We start from the raw sequence: 17,815 nt of genomic DNA on the forward strand, positions 1-17,815 counted from the left end.
GGCGCTAAGGGACCACGGATTTCAATCTGCTGGAACAAAGGGGATAGGCCATGAATGGCTCCAACCTCTTTCAACTGGGGATCGGTCTGGAGACTGGCGCCCAAGAGGAAGAAAAACGCAGCAACACCGCTGCGCAAACCGACAACATGCGTGACGTGCTTGACACGGACCGCGACGATCACTTCATTCGCCGCGACGGCAAGGTTTTTGCCGGCACGCATCTGATTATCGAAGTCGTGAACGGTCACGGACTGGATGATGAAGCGCGCATCCAACAGGCGTTTCGCGATTCCGTCGAATTGTGCGGCGCGACCCTGCTGCATATCCACACTCACAAGTTTTCGCCTCAGGGCGTAAGCGGCGTGGCTGTTTTGGCTGAATCGCACATCTCGGTGCACACATGGCCCGAAATCGGCTATGGCGCGTTCGACGTGTTCATGTGCGGCGACGCCAACCCATGGCGCGCTGTCGATGTGTTGAAATCCGCATTTGCGACAGATGACGTGCGGGTGCGCGAACTGTTGCGCGGCGACGGATTGGTTACCGACACGGTCGCCGCCTGACCTGCCGATCTTCCGGTCGCGTCTCACGCCTGAACCCGTGCGAGACGCGACCGGAAAACTGTCAAAGCGAAGGAACACCGCCATGACCACCCTGCCCGGCTGGACCCTTGAGCGTCTGCATGACGACCATGCGCAGGCATTGCGCGAATCCCGCGTGCTCTATGACAGCCAGACCGAGCATCAGCGTCTTCGGGTGTTCGAAAACCCAACTTTCGGACGCATTCTGACGCTGGACAATGTGGTGCAGGTGACGACGCGCGACAATTTCATCTATCACGAAATGCTGACCCATGTGCCGCTTCTCGCTCATGGCGAAGCGAAACGGGTGCTGATCATCGGCGGCGGTGACGGCGGCATGGCACGCGAAGTGCTGCGCCATACCAGCGTCGAACATGTCACGATGGTTGAAATCGATGCAGGTGTGGTGGAATTCTGCCGTGAATATCTGCCCGATATTTCTGCTGGTGCCTTTGACGATCCGCGCCTGCATCTGACAATCGACGATGGCGCCGCCTTTATGCGGTCCACCTCCGACAGGTTCGATGTAATTATCGTGGATTCCACCGACCCCGTCGGCCCGGGCGAGGTTCTTTTCACCGACACCTTCTATGGCCATGCCCACCGCGCACTCAATCCCGGTGGCATCCTTGTGACGCAGAACGGTGTGCCCTTCCTGCAGGGGGCAGAGCTGACCAACACGATGCGCGCCTTCAAAGCGTTGTTCGCCGACAGCACCTGCTATCTGGCGACGGTGCCGACCTATGCGGGGGGACCGATGGCATTCGGCTGGGGCACCGATGGCACGGCGCGGCAGGTCACGGTGGAGACGCTGGCCCAACGCTTCCAAGCGGCCGAGATCGCCACCGATTACTATACGCCCGAGGTGCACAAAGGCGCCTTTGCCCTGCCCGGCTATGTCGCGCGGCTGCTGCCCTGATCTCCCGGGCCGTGCGATTTACCCGCCGGTGTTAGTGCAGGGTGAATTCGCCGGTGACATTGCGCCACTCACCCGACGCAATCATCTTGCGATGGGTGAACCGCACCGAATGCAATTTTCCCTCGATCTCTTCCTGCCAGAATTCAATGAACTTGAACAGACGCGGATGGTCCGGTGCGACGTCATAGTCTTGCCAGACGAAAGTGTTGAGAACACTATGAAAATCCGGCATCCGGTAGAACATTTCAGCCGTCGTCAGCCCGTATCCCTTGAGCATCATTTCGGTTTCAGACATCGCCATGGTCATGCCTTTCGATTGCCTCATAAAGAAATTATGACAGACCTGAATTACTTTGCAATAAAAACAATGTGTTATCACTCAACACTGCTGGCTGCCGGTACAATCGCCGGGCAGCCATTGCACGCCACGTGAACGCTCTGGTATACCCTTCATAACGCCAAATTAGGTTATCCCGAGGAGCAGCGGGCAACGTGAACGATACACCGCAAACCCCCGAAAACGAAGACGAAATTCCGCCGGAACGCCCTGTCTATCATGGCGAGGTCATTTCGATCGCCGACGAGATGCGGAAATCGTTTCTCGACTATGCCATGTCGGTCATCGTGTCCCGCGCGATCCCTGACCTGCGTGACGGATTGAAACCTGTGCACCGGCGGATCCTTTATGCCATGCACGAAACCGGCAACACCCACGAGAAGTCTTATCGCAAATCGGCGCGCCCGGTTGGGGATGTGATGGGTAAATTCCACCCCCATGGCGACTCGGCGATCTATGAAGCGCTCGTGCGTATGGCCCAAGACTTTTCCATGTCCCTGCCTTTGCTCGACGGACAGGGCAACTTTGGCTCGATGGACGGCGATCCGGCCGCCGCGATGCGATATACCGAAGTCAGGATGGACCGCCCGGCGCATTACCTGCTGGCGGACATCGAAAAAGACACGGTCGATTTTCAGGACAACTATGATGGCAAGGACCGTGAGCCCACCGTCCTTCCCGCACGGTTTCCCAACATGCTGGTCAATGGCGCGGGCGGCATCGCCGTCGGCATGGCCACCAACATCCCGCCGCACAATCTGGGCGAAGTGATCGATGCGACGCTTGCGCTGATCGGCGACCCCGACATGACGTCCGAGCAGTTGATGGAGATCGTGCCCGCGCCCGATTTTCCCACCGGCGGTCTTATCCTCGGTCGCTCTGGCGCGCGCAAAGCCTATCTCGAGGGGCGCGGCAGCGTCATCATCCGTGCGAAAACGCGGATCGAGGAGATCAGGAAAGACCGCTATGCCATTGTTCTCGATGAGATTCCTTATCAGGTGAACAAGGCCTCCATGATCGAGAAGATTGCCGAACTGGTACGTGACAAACGGCTTGAGGGCATTTCAAGCGTCCAGGACGAATCTGATCGGATCGGCATACGTGTGGTGATCGAGTTGAAACGCGATGCCACGCCCGAAGTGGTCCTGAACCAGCTGTTCCGTTTCACCCAGATGCAGACTCACTTTGGCTGCAACATGCTGGCCCTGAACGGCGGGCGCCCAGAGCAATTGACGCTGCGCGACTTCCTGACAAGCTTTATCACCTTCCGCGAAGAAGTCGTGGCGCGCCGCACCGCTTATGAATTGCGCAAAGCGCGCGAACGCAGCCATATCCTGTGCGGTCTGGCTGTCGCCGTGTCAAACGTCGATGAGGTGGTCGCGACCATCCGCGCAAGCGCCGACGCGCCGGAAGCCCGGCACAAATTGATGGAACGCGCCTGGCCTGCCCATGAAATCGCGTCCTATATCCGCCTGATCGATGATCCAAGCCACACGGTGAACGAGGACGGAACCTATCATCTGTCGGAAATTCAGGCCCGTGCCATCCTTGAGTTGCGGTTGCAGCGTCTGACCCAGATCGGCGTCAAGGAAGTGACCGACGAGCTTGAGGAATTGGCCGCGAAAATAAGGGATTACCTCGACATCCTCAGATCCCGCGAGCGGATTATGGAGATCATCTCGACCGAGCTGCAAGAGATCAGGGATCTGTTCGCTGTGCCCCGCCGCACCGAAATCGTCGATTGGGCCGGCGACCTGGACGACGAAGATCTGATCGAACGTGAAGACATGGTCGTGACGATTACCCAGACTGGATATATCAAGCGTACGCCGTTGGTCGACTTCCGCAGTCAACGTCGTGGCGGCAAGGGGATGTCAGGCGGCAGCCTGAAGGATGACGATGTCGTCACCACTCTGTTCGTCGCCAACACCCATACGCAGTTGTTGTTTTTCACAACAGACGGAATGGCTTACAAGCTCAAGACATGGCGCCTGCCGCTGGGTGGACGCACGTCGAAAGGCAAGGCGATCGTCAATATCTTGCCGATCCCGACCGGTGTATCGGTGGCCGCAATCATGCCGGTCGACCGGGACGAGGCCGATTGGAGCGAATTGCAAATCGTATTTGCAACTTCGGATGGCAGCGTGCGTCGAAACGCTCTGTCGGATTTCACCAACGTCAGGTCGAATGGCAAGATCGCCATGAAACTCCCTGAAAACGTTGAACTTGTGAATGCCCGCATCGCCAACGAAAATGACGATATGATGTTGGTGACGGCATTGGGACGGGCGATCCGATTTGCCACAACCGCTGTCAGAGTGTTCAAGGGCCGCGATTCAACCGGCGTGCGCGGGATCCGTCTTGCCGAAGACGACCGCGTCGTTTCCATGGCGGTGATCCGCCACTTCAAGGCGACACCGGAAGAGCGGACAACCTATCTGAAGATGCGCCGCGCCATGGCCGGTCTGGCCGACGATGCCGAGAACGAAGATGAGGATCAAACCGCAGAAGCGACCGATTTCACCAACGAGCGCTATGCTGAAATGTCTGCGGCCGAGGATCTGATCCTGACAATCACTTCAAGAGGGTCAGGCAAGCTTAGCTCCAGCCACGATTATCCTGTTCGCGGTCGCGGGGGCCAAGGGGTTTCGGCAATGGACCGGGCGATGCGCGGTGGCAATCTGGTTGCGACATTCCCGGTCGATCTGGACGATCAGATCATGCTGGCGACTTCAAACGGACAGTCGATCCGCGTGCCCGTTGAAGGTATCTCATTCCGGTCGCGCGGCGCTGGCGGTGTCAAAGTGTTCAACACCGGCCCCGAAGAAGAAGTGGTCAGCGTCGCCAGAATCGCCGACCAAGGTGAAGAAGCCGAGGTCGAGGCCGACGGCTCTGACGTCGCACTGGAATGATTGCATGATAATCCGGCGCCAACGCCCTTTGGGGCTGGTGCCGGACCATCCTGAGCAATCGGTACCATCGACAGATTTCGCGGGCCTTTCCTTTTCGCCCGCGCAAGGCTAGATCGCAGGCATGGATACACTCAACATCATCGGCGGCGGCATGGCCGGATCCGAGGCCGCGTGGCAGGCTGCAAACGCAGGCCTCAACGTGGTGCTTCACGAAATGCGCCCTTCTGTCGGAACTTTCGCCCACCGAACCGGACATCTGGCCGAAATGGTCTGTTCCAATTCGTTTCGCTCGGACGATGACGAACAGAATGCGGTGGGATTGCTACATTGGGAGATGCGCGCGGCGGGCGGGCTGATCATGGACGTCGCGAACGATCATCGCTTGCCAGCAGGAGGCGCGCTGGCGGTGGATCGCGATCCGTTTGCAGAAACGGTCACTCGACGCTTGACAGATCACCCGAAGATCACCCTGCAAGGGTCTGAAATTACTTCGCTTCCCACCGAAGGACATTGGATTATCGCCACCGGGCCGCTGACCTCAGGCGCTTTGGCTGAATCGATCCGTACCGAAACCGGAGCCGATGCTCTGGCATTTTTCGACGCCATCGCACCCATCGTCCACGCCGAAAGCGTAGATATGTCAGTGGCATGGCGGCAGTCCCGCTATGACAAAGGCGATACAGAGGACGAGCGGACTGCCTATCTTAATTGCCCGATGGACAAAGCGACCTACGAAGCCTTCATCGACGCTCTTCTCGCCTCTGAAAAGACCGAATTTCACGCGGGCGAAACTGCGGGTTATTTCGACGGATGCCTGCCGATCGAAGTGATGGCAGAACGTGGCCGCGAGACATTGCGATTTGGTCCGATGAAGCCCATTGGATTGACCAACGCCCATCGTCCCGACGCCAAACCCTATGCCGTCGTACAACTGCGCCGCGACAACAAGTTGGGAACACTTTACAATATCGTCGGCTTTCAAACCAAGATGAAGTATGGCGCGCAAACTGCTGTTTTCAAGATGATTCCCGGCTTGCAGGATGCCAGTTTCGCCCGGTTGGGCGGCATCCACCGAAATACCTTTCTCAACGCGCCGACGCTTCTTGATGATCAGTTGCGATTGAAATCGCGCCCGAATATCCGCTTTGCCGGACAGATCACTGGCGTCGAAGGCTATGTCGAATCCGCCGCCATGGGTTTGCTTGCGGCGCGGCTGGCAGTGGCCGAACTGACCGGTCAGGCGTTGCCCCCAGTGCCTGCGACCACTGCCACAGGTGCGCTGATGACGCATATCACCGGCGGAGCTGATGCGAAGACATTCCAACCGATGAACGTAAATTTCGGGCTGTTTCCGCCGGTTGAAGGGCTGAAATCAGGACGCCGCGGGCGTCGCGACCGTTACAAAGCCTATACCGACCGGGCCAAAGCCGATTGGCTGGACTGGCTTGCATCGGATCGGGTGCCCGCCTGATCACCCGTTTCGCCCCGTCACCTACCGGGCCTCTGCACCTTGGCCATGCTTTTTCCGCCATTTTGGCGCATGATATGGCCGTTGCGGCCGGCGGTAGGTTCCTCTTGCGTATCGAGGACATCGATCAAAGCCGCGCCCGCCCGGAATGGGAGGCGCAGATCTTCGACGATCTCGCCTGGCTCGGCCTGACCTGGCCAGAACCGGTGATGCGGCAGTCCGATCGGCTGAAGATATATCGTGACAGTCTTAACTCTTTGTGGACGCGCAACGCGATATACGCCTGTACCTGCAACCGGCGCGACATTCTCGAAGCTGCGGGTGCACCACAGGAAGGCGCGCATCCGGTCACCGGGCCCGATGGCGTTGTCTATCCGGGCACCTGTCGCACGGCAGGAGCGCATATCACGGGCGCTCCGCTTCCCGACCAAGCACTGCGGCTGAGAATGGAAGAAGCGACCGGCGACAATTTGACCTCCTCCCTCCGGTTCACCGAAACCGGAGCCGGGCCAGATAGCGAAACCGGAAATATTCGGTTCGGGAAAGAGATTCGCAGCAGCATCGGCGATATTGTTCTGGCCCGGCGCGATATGGGCACGTCATACCACCTGTCGGTCGTTCTGGACGATGCGGCACAGGGCATCACCCATGTCGTGCGCGGCAATGATCTTTTCGAGGCGACGAAAATTCATGTGGTCCTACAACACCTTCTGGGACTGCCGACGCCGGTCTATCATCATCATCACCTGATCCGCGACGCAACAGGCCGGCGTCTGGCAAAGCGAGACGACGATCGCGCACTTTGCAAATTCCGCGCAGAGGGCGCCAGCCCTGCCGATATCCGCCATATGGTGGGTCTTGGCGCCTGATGTTCAGGTCGGCATGGGAGCCGACAATTCCACCTCGTCGCCCTCGCGCAGAGCGGTGTAAAAACAGCTTCGGCGATTGGTGTGGCAGGCCGGTCCAGTCTGATCCACCAATGCCAAAAGGCAATCCCGGTCGCAATCAATGCGCAATTCGACCAGGTGCTGCACATGGCCGCTGCTTTCACCCTTGATCCAGTAGGATTGGCGCGAGCGCGACCAATAGGTGACACGCCCGGTTTCCAGGGTTTTCTCTACCGCAGCGGCGTTCATCCAGGCGAGCATCAACACCTCGCCACTGGTCGCGTCCTGCGCGATGACCGGCAACAGGCCGTCGGCGTTAAAGCTGAGCGAGGCGGGATCGAATGGCATGGCGCACCTTTTCCTTTAAGGGGATGCGGACTATCTAGGACATGATGGCGCCAAGCGAAAGCGAACGAATGTCCGACAGCGATCTGATCAAACTTTATTCCGGGCGTATTTTGGCGCTAGCTGCCGATATGCCGCTGACCGAACCGCTGGATCATGCAGACGGATCGGCGCGCAAACGCTCGCCATTGTGCGGATCGACGGTTTCGGTGCAGCTGCGCATGGAAAACGACCGGATCGCGGCCTATTCGCAAGACGTCAAAGCATGCGCTTTGGGTCAGGCGGCGGCATCGGTTGTCGGCAGCAACATCATCGGGCGCAACAGGGCCGAGGTTGAACAGGCGCGGGACGAATTGAAGGCGATGTTGAAATCCGCAGGACCGGTGCCCGCACCGCCATTCGAAGGGTTGGCCGTGTTGGAACCAGCCAAGGATTTCAAGAACCGCCATGCCTCGATCATGTTGGCACTGGACGCGACGATCGAAGCGTTGGACGCGGTCGAAAAAACCGTTTGCGCCTGAGAGATCGGCAATCGGCGGGTTTGATGGCCTTTCGACCCGCGATGTACCCGCCTCCGGATCTGAATTGCAGGACTGTGGGCGATCAAGAGTGCGCCACGGCATCGTCCGACACTCTTTGCCCGAAAGATAAAAAAAGCGCCGCACATCCCGGTCGGGATGGCGGCGCAAGTAAGCGTTCGTCATAGGCGCGGGGCAACCCGGATCAAGAGGCAGAACCGGGAACAGGCAGTCAGAACAGCATCTTCAGTGGGGACAGTGGGATGCAGACCCGGCGCGACGAACAGCAGGCAGTCGTGAAATCAAATCCCTCTATGTAAGGCCGGGCAAATACAGCCCGGCAAACAGCAAAACAACCAGAGCAAAGGCGCCTACGAAATCTTGAACCAAGGTGGTGGACCTTGTCATCACCGTTTTGATCTGTCGGATCATCGTCGGTTTCCTTTCCGGTTGCTTCTCTTTGTTGCACCTTTGTTCTCATATCACAGAAAGCCTGTAAAGAACTTTATGAGAACAAAACGGAACAAAGTGCTAACCTACTGAAATCAGACGGATCGCTTTGTCCTGCTCCATCAACCAAAGAAGATGCCGCGCAGCGCACCCGCGCGGTGTGGTCAGACCGGGGTCGTCGTGCAGCAGTTTGCGTGCATCGCTTTGCGCCAGATTCATCAGGGCGCCCTGCCTTTCCAGATCCGCGACGCGGAATCGCGGCAAGCCCGATTGGGCATGACCGATCAGATCGCCCGCACCCCGCATGGCAAGGTCTTCTTCGGCAATACGGAATCCATCTTCGGTCTGACGCAGGATCTCCAGCCGCCGCCGCCCGGATTCACCCAGTGGCGCTTGATACAGCAGCAGGCAGGTCGATTCCGCTGTGCCCCGCCCGACCCTTCCCCGCAACTGGTGCAACTGCGCCAGACCAAAGCTTTCGGCCCGTTCAATCACCATGATCGAGGCATTTGGGACGTTCACCCCGACCTCGATCACCGTGGTCGCCACCAATACGCTGGTTTGGCCCGCGACGAACCGCGACATTGCGGCGTCTTTGTCGGCTGGGGGCATCTGGCCATGCACCAGTCCGACGACATCATCGCCCAAGGCCGCGCGCAGGCGTCGGAAACGGTCTTCGGCGCTGGTCAGATCGACGGATTCGCTCTCTTCGACCAGGGGGCACACCCAATAGGCCTGCCGCCCCTCGCCCACGGCCCGGCGCAGCGATGCGACCACTTCGTCAATCCGGGTGGTACCGATCAGCGCGGTCTTGACCGGCTTGCGACCCGGCGGTTTTTCATCCAGCACCGACACATCCATATCGCCATACTGAGCCAGCGCCAAAGATCGTGGAATCGGCGTCGCAGTCATGACAAGAACGTCGGCACCCTGCCCCTTGGCACCCAATTCCAGCCGTTGGCGCACACCGAACCGGTGCTGTTCATCCACGACCGCCAGGCGCAGATCGCAGAATACGACGTCTTTTTGAAACACCGCATGAGTGCCGACCAGAACCTGAATGTCACCCGCCGCCAGCGCCGCCAGTTTGGCCGCGCGTTCGCTCCCCTTGTCGCGTCCGGTGAGCAGTTCCAGCACCACACCGGCCTGTTCGGCCAGCGGCTGCAACCCCTCAAGATGCTGACGGGCAAGGATTTCAGTCGGGGCCATCATCACGCCCTGCCCGCCCGCCTCAACCGCGACAAGCAGCGCCATAAAGGCGACCACAGTCTTCCCCGAGCCGACATCGCCTTGCAACAGCCGGTTCATCCGTTCCGGTCGGGCCATGTCGTCGGTGATTTCACCGATTGCCCGCTCCTGCGCTGCGGTCGGATGATACGGCAACGCATTCAACACCTTGCGCTGCAACGTGCCGGTTGCGCGCGACACGATCCCGCGTTTGCGTTTGCGTTCGACACGGGCCAGCGCAAGGGTCAGTTGGTGTGCCAGAAGTTCGTCATAGGCAAGCCGCCTGCGCGCCGGGGCGTCGGTTGACAGATCGGCGGCTGTGCCGGGCGCGTGGGCAGTTTTCAGCGCCGCTTGCCAATCGGGCCATCCCTCGCGCTGCATGACGCCGGGATCGATCCATTCGCCCATGGAGGTCGTCCGTTCCAGCGCAGCGGCGACGGCACGCGCCATGATTTTCTGGGTCAATCCGGATGTCAGGGGATAGACCGGTTCGTAGGGCGCAATTTCCTCTGCCTCGTCCGGAGCAAGAACGTGATCGGGGTGCACCATCTGCGCTATGCCATCGAAAAGTTCGACCCGCCCGGAAACTATGCGCCGCTGACCGGTGGGCAACAGTCGGGTCAGGTAATCCTCACGCGCATGAAAGAACACCAGATGAAACGTGGTCTGGGAATCCGTCACCTCGATCCGGTAGGGGCGGCCCCGTGACGCCGGTGGGAAATGCCGCCCCACCTCAACCTCGACCGTTACGACGGCGGGCGGATCGACGTCGCGGATCGAATCGCGACGTTGTCGATCGATGCCGGAATGTGGCAGCGTGAACAGCAGATCGCGTGGCTTTTCGACACCCATCTGGCCAAAGATCAGCGCAGTTTTCGGGCCGATGCCATCAAGCCCGGTCAGATCGGCGAACAGCGGAAACAATCCTTCGGGGCGGCCGGTGGTCATTGGCCTGCAATCAACGCAAGCCAGCCGTCTTCGTCCAGCGTGGTCACCCCAAGTTCGGCCGCCTTGGTTGCCTTTGATCCCGCCCCCGGTCCGGCGATCAACAGGTCGGTTCTGGCGGAAATGCTGCCCGCTACCTTGGCACCCAGCGACTCGGCCTTGGCCTTTGCCTCGGCCCGTGTCATTTTTTCCAACGTTCCGCTGAACACGACCGTCTTGCCAGCGACAGGGCTGTCCACCGCACCGCGCCGCGCCGCATCGGTGACCGTCAGATGCGCGACCAACCGGTCAATGGCGTCACGCTCGGCACCCGGGCGAAATGCGGCCGTCAGCGATCCGGCCATCACCGCACCGACACCATCGATGCCGTTCAGATCGTCCCAGGCTTCTGTTTCGGGCACAGCGGTGCCCAGTGCCGCCGAGAGATTCGCCCAACTGGCATAATGCCCCGCGATCAGCGCAGCACTGCTTTCCCCGACATGGCGAATGCCAAGGGCGAACAGCAGGCGGTTCAGTGGGATCGTCCGCTTTTCTTCGATCGCGGCAAATAGGTTGTCGGCACTTTTTTCGCCCCAGCCTTCGCGGTTCTTCAACTGCTGCATGCCGCTGCCAAACCGGTCTTTCAGGGTGAAAATGTCAGCGGGTTCGGCAATCCAGCCGTCGCGATAAAATTGTTCGACCTGTTTCGCTCCCAGCCCTTCGATGTCGAAGGCGGCGCGGCTGACGAAATGTTTCAGCTTTTCCACCGCCTGCGCCGGACAGATCAACCCGCCGATGCATCGGCGAATCGCGTCACCCGGTTCGCGCGGTGCCTCGGACCCACATTCGGGACAGCGGTCAGGAAAAGCATACGGCACAGAATCTTTCGGGCGGCGCGACAGGTCGACATCCGACACCTTGGGAATCACATCGCCCGCGCGATAGACCTCGACCCAGTCGCCCGCACGGATGTCCTTGCCACCGCGAATCTCGCCCCCTTGGGAATCGCGCCCTGCGATATAATCCTCGTTGTGCAGCGTTGCATTGGACACGACCACACCGCCCACCGTGACCGGCACCAACCGGGCCACCGGCGACAGGGCCCCCGTGCGCCCAACCTGAATTTCGATCCGGTCAAGCAGCGTCCAGGCGGTCTCGGCGAAAAACTTGTGCGCAATCGCCCAGCGGGGCGTCGTCGAGCGAAAGCCGAGTCGTGCCTGCAAGGCCAGATCATCGACCTTGTAAACCACCCCGTCGATGTCGTAGCCCAGCGTCGCGCGCCGTTGCTCGATCTGTTCATATTGCGCTAGCATCGCGTCAGGCCCGTCGCACAGTGCGGTTTGATCGTTGGTCACGAACCCCATTTCCGCCAGCCGCCGCAGGGCGCCAGACTGAGTATCAGCCAATGGAGCGCTGAGCGCACCCCAGGCATAGGCGAAAAAGCGCAACGGTCGGGATTGGGTGATGGCAGGGTCCAGCTGCCGCAGGGATCCCGCAGCGGCGTTGCGGGGATTGGCAAAGATTTTGCCCCCGGCCGCTGTTTGACGCGAGTTCAGTGACGCAAAATCAGCATGTGACATGTAAACCTCGCCGCGCACCTCAATCACATCGGGGGCGTCCGTCAGGTTCTGCGGGATGTCATCAATGGTCCGGGCGTTTGCGGTGACGTTTTCACCCACCGCGCCGTCGCCGCGCGTTGCCGCCTGCACCAGCCGACCCTGTTCATACCGCAGCGACAGGGACAGGCCGTCAATCTTTGGCTCGGCAGTAAACTTTAGTCGCGCGTCGGCGGACAGGCCCAGATATTTGCGAATCGAGCGGTCGAATTCAACCACGTCACCGGCATCGAACGCATTGCCCAGCGACAACATCCGAACCTCGTGCGCGACCTTGGCAAAGCCATCGCCAGGGGCGGCCCCCACCCGGTCACTGGGGCTGTCATCACGTTTCAGCTCTGGAAATTGCGCTTCAATCGCCGCATTCCGGCGTTTCAGGCTGTCAAACTCCGCGTCGCCGATTTCGGGCGCATCCTTGCCGTGATAGGCGGCGTTTGCCGCGTCAATCAGACCGGCCAGTCGGGACAATTCTTCCCTTGCCGCGTCTTTCGTCAGGTCTTCCACCCGCGTTTGTGCCATTTTCCGCTCCACCGACTCTGCGACCTTGTGATAGGTTCGCATGGGCCCGCGGTCCAGTGGCAGGGGCAAATTCCGCCTTGCCCGCATGCGTTCAGGCGTTCGCGACCAAGGCCGATGGGTGTTCCTTCACTTCGGGATCGCGCAGAACATATCCACGGCCCCAGACCGTCTCGATATAGTTATCGCCAACTGTCGCCTGGCTAAGTTTCTTGCGCAATTTGCAGATAAAGACATCGATGATCTTCAGCTCAGGCTCATCCATGCCGCCGTAAAGATGGTTCAGAATGTCATTATAAATGCGCAAAATCAACGCGTTGAACTCAATTATTTCAAAGACAAACCGAATACAAAGCGTGAATTTTGAAACAGCAGTTTCACCAACCCAAAGAGCGTCCCACATTCGATACATAGGAGATCGACATGAGCGATTGCCACTCGACGCGTGTGATGCATAGAGCGCAGGTTCACACAGATTCACCGCCAGGCGCATGAGCAACCCGATCGTCGAACGGAGCGCGGTCCCTCACTTACCCGCCCTGCACAAAGCGATATCGCGCGGACGCGCGCTCAATTTTCTGTACCATCCCCGCGAACGTCACAGACACATAATTAGAACAGTATTCGAGAACTGTATCCGTATTGACAATAATTGGCGACATCCCTGTCTATATGTGCGTCTTTTTCAAAGCATGCGAAGATGATGGCCTGACGCTCATAATGCTGCGATCTGGTTGGGGAAGCGTCCGAGACAGAATATGCGTCGGACTGTTTTAAGGGGATAGAACGATGGACTTTGAAAAAGTTACGACATTTGAGGTCCGGGGCTATACCCTTGAGGTGCGCACCAACCAAAAGAGAAATTTCTGGATCGGCGCAGTTTTGAAGGATGATGAATCAGTCCAAACTATCGCGGCATCTTCGTCTTTAGAACTGAGCAACCTATTCGCGGCTTGGACAACTTCCACCAAAGTCAGCATTGAGGCTCGCCCGTTCTTTGAGGTTGAAGGCTTCACCTGCGAGATGACGACGGATCGTCGGCGAAATCTTTGGGTCGGCGCTGTGCGAAGGAATGGTGATATCGTTGACGTTCTCACCGCCGCGTCACGGACAGAACTCGAAGAGATTTTTGTGGAATGGACAGTGGGAAAGCCGAAACACAGCTATACCGATGGCCCGACGCCGGTCATCGGCCCCGTATCCACCGCTCGATCGCTCTGAGAAGACCCGATCGATCTGCGTCATCGATCTCTTCTTGATCCAGTAACGGCGGAAATATTTCCCGCTTGCCGGTTGTCCCCGCTTCATTACGAAGCCGCGATATCCGGATGGCCTTTTCGTTCCTTGATACGCCGCTCATCTAACCACCTTTCCGTGTGGACTGACTGCCAAATGAGGGGCAATCATGACGACACTTGGGCGATGTACACCCGGAATCGGACTTCGGCGGAAACAGTCTTATTCCCGGCGGGGCATCAGCAGAGATTGGCCACATGTTTCGGCTCGCTGCTGCCCAATGGAAATGGTGATGGAAAGCCTTACATGGCCGGCAAAGGGCATGAGAATTGTTGAGGCAGTCCCTTCATCACCTTACGGAGTGCGACATGGAAGACTTGATCTGCAAAGCCATCCAGCGACGTACGCGGATCTCCTTCATGTACAAAGGAGTTCGTTGTCGGGTGGAGCCCCACCTTCTGGGATACGACGTTAAGGGCAACCTGACGCTCAGCGCCTGGCAACTGCCAGGACGCAAAGATGAAGGCTTGCGCCATTTTCACATCTCTGAGATGGCCGGGATCGCCAGTGGCCTGATTAAATTCCCAGGACCAAGACCAGGTTACAATCCAAATGATCAGACAATTCCTCGGGTTGTTTGCCGTCTCGGACTTTACCTGGTCACCTAGTGGTCCGCACCTGACGCAAGTTTCCCAGCCTGCTTCAGGCGCGCCTCCGACGTTTATACGAAAGTCCGAGTGGCCGGTATGCGCAGGAAGCGTGCTTTCCGAAGTCTTGGTTGGCGTCATGGCACGAGCGGCATGTTCGGCCCGAACCGGCCTTTCACCCTCCCTTGGCAATGCTGCGGTGCGGCCCGTCAGTGCAGCCATTCGTGCGCAGCGCAGCATTTTGAGAAGGTGAAGGACTGCAACGCGGACGTTGCTCCCGTTCGTCAAATACACCATTGTAAGCGGTGCGCCGGTCACACCTATTTGATGTAGTTCCATGGTAGCAGATCGTCGATTTAGCTTTGCTTGTGACCAGCAACGATGTCTGCCAGATGTCTTCCGAACGTCAATTTGATGTGCCGCCGTTACTTCCAATCCCTCCACTTTCCCGGTAGGCTCATCTTGAGTTCTAGATAATGCATCAGTCTCAGTCGGCAGCTAATTTTTTGACCAAGCCAGCAGGACGCGATGGAAGACGAAATTTGCACTTTAACTCTCAAAACGCTTCGTACCGAATTGGCATCAGAAATTGCTAATTTTAAAGCATATGATGTTCCGGCAATATGCGTGCGAATTGGGTTGTCTGAGGGTTCAGAAGAAGAAGCTTTCCAAAGTAAGCACAAATATGCGCAGAAACGGATTGCAGCTCAGTCAGCCGATGAGCTTCTCAAGAGCGCGCGGTTGCTTCATGCTGAACAAGGCGGATACGCACTCGGAGAAGTGCTTGCAAAATTGGATGATTTAAAAGGCCGCCCAATTACAAAACTGACAAGGCGGCGTCTTATCAAGCTCTTTGATGGCCAACCACTGGCAACCGAGGTTGAACAGATGGATTTTATCCGCTCCGTTTGGCCTATCGAAGACATGCCAGTGGGCAACGGCATTCAATATGATAACCTTGAATCTTTTTTGGTGCAGCACACCCTCAGAAACGATGATCTGACCCAGCAGGAGTTGATGGAATACCTCGGCCTACTGGAGTGCTCCACGTCCCGACTCTTCAGGTTTCTCGAAGCGGTCACTTCAGCTGAGTATCAAGCTGTTAAAAGGCAGAGCGAGTTGGCCAAAGCGATAGATCAACTTTTACGTCACGACGGATATGCATTGGTCAAATCGGGAACTATTTCTGGGTCACCTTTATTCAAAGTGCGCCATATCCCGGATGGAAGCCCGTCGGACAATGAAATATCGATAGCGATCAAGAACTTTGAAACAAGTCAGGTAAGCCCGCGCTGGCAAGCTGCGCTTGAAAGCAGATCTTCTAACCCCGAGCGTTCGATCACCCTAGCACGCACTTTGCTTGAGGACGTCTGCAAATGGATATTGCACGAAGCTGGGGATGGTTGGGACGAAGCTGATGACTTGCCAGCCCTTTACAAAAAAACAGCGAAGGTTTTGAACCTTGCCCCAGACGATCATACAGAGCAAATTTTTAAGCAAATATTGGGTAGCTGCCAATCGGTTGTCAGTGCGCTAGGCGCGCTACGCAATAAGCTAGGTGATGCGCACAGCATTGGTCCGAAGCGCGTGCGCCCCGCTGCCCGACATGCTGAGTTGGCCGTGAACCTTGCAGGAACAATGTCAACGTTCCTAATTGCAACGTGGGCCAACAAAAATGATAATACCTGAGAAATGAGTGTCCGCAGCTTCATTCATAATTTCGATTTTTTGCTGGGTCAGCTCAAGCGCTGGACTTGTGCTGTGCGGGCTTGCAGTATTTTTCGGAGGACATGTCCTTGTAAGAAGGGGAGCGTCTCCAAAATAAATATTAAAGGACAAACCATGCAGGTTTCACGAGACCATTTTTTGCAGGCCGCTAGAGAAATTGGTCAAAGCGGTGAAAACGACACTCTCCCATATGATATTGATGCAGGCTTTATTCGAGATATGGCTGATGAGCTTTCCGATGTCTGCTTCAACCTGTTTCAGGACATAAATCAGAGAACCCCCAAAAACGCTGCGGGATATGTAAATGAACTAACTGTAGGGTCGGAGAGGCTACTGGCTCCTTCTGGGTCTAATGGATTTAGGATTACAACAAAGATTCACCCGCTCTGGAATCTATATTTGAACGGGCTTGGAATTGCTATCGCCGAAGCCAACGAGGGGAATCGCAGCGCGAGGGTCCATTCCTATAGGCTTGGCGGTGAAGCTCCATCCTTCTTCGATCGGTCCAAGTCTTGGCGTACCTATAAAGAGGCCACTCTCAAGGAACCTGCATTAAACGAAGTAGGTTCCGTAGTCGTACAAACTGACATTTCCAGCTTCTATGAGCATATATACCATCATCGGCTTGAGAACGTCATTAAAGATTTGGGTGATTCAAATTCAACTGTAGCCGCGCAAGTTGACCGTATTTTAAGTAAACTGGCGGCTGGCCGTTCCTTTGGACTACCGGTCGGCGGTCAGTGCGCACGGGTCCTTGCAGAAGTAATGATGACTCCCATCGACAGGTCACTATCAGATGCAGGCATCGTATGGCATCGCTTCGTCGATGATTTCACCCTGATCTGCAACTCGCAACAAGAAGCATACAAGGCACTTTCAGTGCTTTCTCACTCTCTTGCAGACTATGGACTTTCACTCAATCGAACTAAAACGACTACTTTGAGTGCTAAACACTACATAGAGTACGTCGCTGCTCAATTGGGTGACGGTGAAGACGCCAGCATGGCACTGCGAGAGCTGGATTTGCACTTCGATCCCTACTCTGATGCAGCACATGGTGAATATGAACAGCTAAAGAAATCGTTTAAAGATATTGACGTCCAGTTTTTATTGAACCTCGAAAAAGAGAAATCGCAGCCGGACAGTTTTGTGCTTGCGCAGATTGGGCGCGCCTTAAAATTTCAAGAACCAAAGGTTGCAGCACAACTATGTGCCACGCTGCTTGAACCAAAAAATCTCAATTCGTTTCGCGCTTCTTGGTCCAAGATTATGCGAGGCGTGTATTCGGTAAGATCGAACGATGAATTTACGCTTGTTTTCGATCAAATAGACAACCTACTTGATTTACTGCCGACAACAGTTCCCCACCTTCTGATGCAGGGCAATCGCGTTTGGCTCACGCGTCTTACAGCCCATTGAGAACGCTGCATAAGAATGCCTCATCCCAGCCAGCTCGCTTGAGTTTGATGCTGAGAGAGCCTTTGGATGTGTCGCGTCGGACGAC

The 17,815-nt window shown here is 57.1% G+C and carries 14 protein-coding genes and 1 pseudogene; 10 read left to right on the forward strand and 5 right to left on the reverse strand.

All coding sequences use genetic code 11. The features are described 5' to 3' along the window. Positions 1-50 precede the first annotated feature (50 nt). Together speD and speE are read left to right on the forward strand one after the other, a co-directional pair. Positions 51-563, forward strand: coding sequence for an adenosylmethionine decarboxylase (gene speD, locus FQ320_RS08795; protein WP_148471339.1), 513 nt, complete (start codon positions 51-53; stop codon positions 561-563). Between the two features lie 82 nt (positions 564-645). Next, a complete protein-coding gene (gene speE / locus FQ320_RS08800; protein WP_148471340.1) occupies positions 646-1,500 on the forward strand; it encodes a polyamine aminopropyltransferase in 855 nt (284 codons plus the stop codon). Positions 1,501-1,531: 31 nt separating this feature from the next. Here the strand turns inward: speE and FQ320_RS08805 are convergent, their stop codons facing one another. Continuing rightward, entirely contained in the window at positions 1,532-1,801 is a 270-nt protein-coding gene (locus FQ320_RS08805; RefSeq protein WP_148471341.1) for an usg protein, read from the reverse strand. 191 nt (positions 1,802-1,992) lie between these two features. Here FQ320_RS08805 and gyrA point away from each other — a divergent pair, with 191 nt between their 5' ends. The 3 genes from gyrA to gluQRS all read left to right on the forward strand — a co-directional run bounded on the left by gyrA (position 1,993) and on the right by gluQRS (position 7,086). Then, positions 1,993-4,749: a DNA gyrase subunit A gene (gene gyrA / locus FQ320_RS08810; RefSeq protein WP_148471342.1), complete on the forward strand. Its 2,757-nt coding sequence runs from the start codon at positions 1,993-1,995 to the stop codon at positions 4,747-4,749. A 121-nt stretch (positions 4,750-4,870) separates the two neighbouring features. Then, the gene (gene trmFO / locus FQ320_RS08815; RefSeq protein WP_148471343.1) at positions 4,871-6,220 is read left to right on the forward strand and encodes a methylenetetrahydrofolate--tRNA-(uracil(54)-C(5))-methyltransferase (FADH(2)-oxidizing) TrmFO; all 1,350 of its coding nucleotides are present in this window, start codon (positions 4,871-4,873) and stop codon (positions 6,218-6,220) included. Next, the gene (gene gluQRS, locus FQ320_RS08820) at positions 6,217-7,086 is read left to right on the forward strand and encodes a tRNA glutamyl-Q(34) synthetase GluQRS (RefSeq protein ID WP_148471375.1); all 870 of its coding nucleotides are present in this window, start codon (positions 6,217-6,219) and stop codon (positions 7,084-7,086) included. Before trmFO ends, gluQRS begins: the two co-directional genes overlap by 4 nt. A gap of 3 nt (positions 7,087-7,089) precedes the next feature. On the opposite strand, the gene hisI is transcribed toward gluQRS, so the two are convergent. Beyond that, positions 7,090-7,452 (reverse strand): phosphoribosyl-AMP cyclohydrolase, encoded by a 363-nt coding sequence (hisI, locus tag FQ320_RS08825; RefSeq protein ID WP_148471344.1) that lies wholly within the window; start codon positions 7,450-7,452, stop codon positions 7,090-7,092. 68 nt (positions 7,453-7,520) lie between these two features. Between hisI and FQ320_RS08830 the strand changes: the two genes are divergently transcribed. Continuing rightward, positions 7,521-7,970 carry an iron-sulfur cluster assembly scaffold protein gene (locus FQ320_RS08830; protein WP_148471345.1) on the forward strand — a complete coding sequence of 150 codons (450 nt, stop codon included), beginning with the start codon at positions 7,521-7,523 and terminating at the stop codon, positions 7,968-7,970. Between the two features lie 528 nt (positions 7,971-8,498). Here the strand turns inward: FQ320_RS08830 and recG are convergent. The 3 genes and pseudogenes from recG to FQ320_RS08845 form a co-directional block, all read right to left on the reverse strand. Beyond that, the gene (gene recG / locus FQ320_RS08835; protein WP_148471346.1) at positions 8,499-10,592 is read right to left on the reverse strand and encodes an ATP-dependent DNA helicase RecG; all 2,094 of its coding nucleotides are present in this window, start codon (positions 10,590-10,592) and stop codon (positions 8,499-8,501) included. Further along, positions 10,589-12,703, reverse strand: a complete 2,115-nt coding sequence (gene ligA, locus FQ320_RS08840; protein ID WP_148471347.1) for an NAD-dependent DNA ligase LigA — start codon at positions 12,701-12,703, stop codon at positions 10,589-10,591. The genes recG and ligA overlap by 4 nt, the downstream gene beginning before the upstream one ends. A 91-nt stretch (positions 12,704-12,794) precedes the next feature. Beyond that, positions 12,795-12,986 (reverse strand): annotated as a pseudogene (locus FQ320_RS08845) (helix-turn-helix domain-containing protein); the annotation flags it as partial. Between the two features lie 503 nt (positions 12,987-13,489). Between FQ320_RS08845 and FQ320_RS08850 the strand changes: the two are divergent. The 4 genes from FQ320_RS08850 to FQ320_RS08865 all read left to right on the forward strand — a co-directional run bounded on the left by FQ320_RS08850 (position 13,490) and on the right by FQ320_RS08865 (position 17,730). Then, positions 13,490-13,921 carry a hypothetical protein gene (locus FQ320_RS08850; RefSeq protein ID WP_148471348.1) on the forward strand — a complete coding sequence of 144 codons (432 nt, stop codon included), beginning with the start codon at positions 13,490-13,492 and terminating at the stop codon, positions 13,919-13,921. 383 nt (positions 13,922-14,304) lie between these two features. Then, positions 14,305-14,604 carry a WYL domain-containing protein gene (locus tag FQ320_RS08855; protein WP_148471349.1) on the forward strand — a complete coding sequence of 100 codons (300 nt, stop codon included), beginning with the start codon at positions 14,305-14,307 and terminating at the stop codon, positions 14,602-14,604. A gap of 507 nt (positions 14,605-15,111) precedes the next feature. Then, positions 15,112-16,272, forward strand: a complete 1,161-nt coding sequence (locus FQ320_RS08860) for an abortive infection family protein (protein WP_148471350.1) — start codon at positions 15,112-15,114, stop codon at positions 16,270-16,272. 153 nt (positions 16,273-16,425) lie between these two features. Beyond that, on the forward strand, positions 16,426-17,730 hold the full coding sequence (locus FQ320_RS08865) for an RNA-directed DNA polymerase (RefSeq protein ID WP_255509432.1): 1,305 nt from the start codon (positions 16,426-16,428) through the stop codon (positions 17,728-17,730). Positions 17,731-17,815 lie beyond the last annotated feature (85 nt).

The organism is Oceaniovalibus sp. ACAM 378, from assembly GCF_008085915.1.
Lineage (GTDB): Bacteria > Pseudomonadota > Alphaproteobacteria > Rhodobacterales > Rhodobacteraceae > Oceaniglobus.

What these genes read in the sequence shown, in the direction of transcription:
- FQ320_RS08865 (WP_255509432.1), top strand. Translation starts at nt 16,426, where the DNA reads ATGCAGGTTTCACGAGACCATTTTTTGCAGGCCGCTAGAGAAATTGGT.
- speE (WP_148471340.1), top strand. Translation starts at nt 646, where the DNA reads ATGACCACCCTGCCCGGCTGGACCCTTGAGCGTCTGCATGACGACCAT.
- FQ320_RS08855 (WP_148471349.1), top strand. Translation starts at nt 14,305, where the DNA reads ATGGAAGACTTGATCTGCAAAGCCATCCAGCGACGTACGCGGATCTCC.
- hisI (WP_148471344.1), bottom strand. Translation starts at nt 7,452, where the DNA reads ATGCCATTCGATCCCGCCTCGCTCAGCTTTAACGCCGACGGCCTGTTG.
- FQ320_RS08830 (WP_148471345.1), top strand. Translation starts at nt 7,521, where the DNA reads ATGTCCGACAGCGATCTGATCAAACTTTATTCCGGGCGTATTTTGGCG.
- FQ320_RS08860 (WP_148471350.1), top strand. Translation starts at nt 15,112, where the DNA reads ATGGAAGACGAAATTTGCACTTTAACTCTCAAAACGCTTCGTACCGAA.
- FQ320_RS08850 (WP_148471348.1), top strand. Translation starts at nt 13,490, where the DNA reads ATGGACTTTGAAAAAGTTACGACATTTGAGGTCCGGGGCTATACCCTT.
- ligA (WP_148471347.1), bottom strand. Translation starts at nt 12,703, where the DNA reads ATGGCACAAACGCGGGTGGAAGACCTGACGAAAGACGCGGCAAGGGAA.
- recG (WP_148471346.1), bottom strand. Translation starts at nt 10,592, where the DNA reads ATGACCACCGGCCGCCCCGAAGGATTGTTTCCGCTGTTCGCCGATCTG.
- speD (WP_148471339.1), top strand. Translation starts at nt 51, where the DNA reads ATGAATGGCTCCAACCTCTTTCAACTGGGGATCGGTCTGGAGACTGGC.
- FQ320_RS08805 (WP_148471341.1), bottom strand. Translation starts at nt 1,801, where the DNA reads ATGGCGATGTCTGAAACCGAAATGATGCTCAAGGGATACGGGCTGACG.
- trmFO (WP_148471343.1), top strand. Translation starts at nt 4,871, where the DNA reads ATGGATACACTCAACATCATCGGCGGCGGCATGGCCGGATCCGAGGCC.